The organism is Domibacillus sp. 8LH, from assembly GCF_038806185.1.
Classification (GTDB): Bacteria; Bacillota; Bacilli; order Bacillales; family Domibacillaceae; genus Domibacillus; species Domibacillus indicus_A.
The window spans coordinates 1-232 of the sequence record NZ_JAVJNG010000356.1; the positions used below are offsets into that span (position 1 = coordinate 1).

General features: G+C 63.8%; 1 protein-coding gene. It reads right to left on the reverse strand.

Translation table 11 applies throughout. The features are described 5' to 3' along the window. The coding region (locus tag RG959_RS25000; RefSeq protein ID WP_342799388.1) for a VTT domain-containing protein at positions 1-232 on the reverse strand (232 nt) is incomplete at both ends.

Below are 232 nucleotides of genomic sequence, written 5' to 3' on the forward strand. Positions count from 1 at the left end.
CAACGGCATCAGGCGCAGGGCAAAAAGGTAGCGCGCGCCATCGCGAACCATCCCCACATCGATCGTGTTCATCTGTGCGGCAAAGCGCCGTTGCACCCAGTCACGCAGCAGATAACGGCTGACGAGCATGGCAAGCGTGGCGCCGAGCGTCGAGGCCAATGACACCAACAGCATCGCCTCCCACAGGCTGAAAATCGCCCCGCCGAGCAGCGTCAGAAGCGCAGCCCCGGGT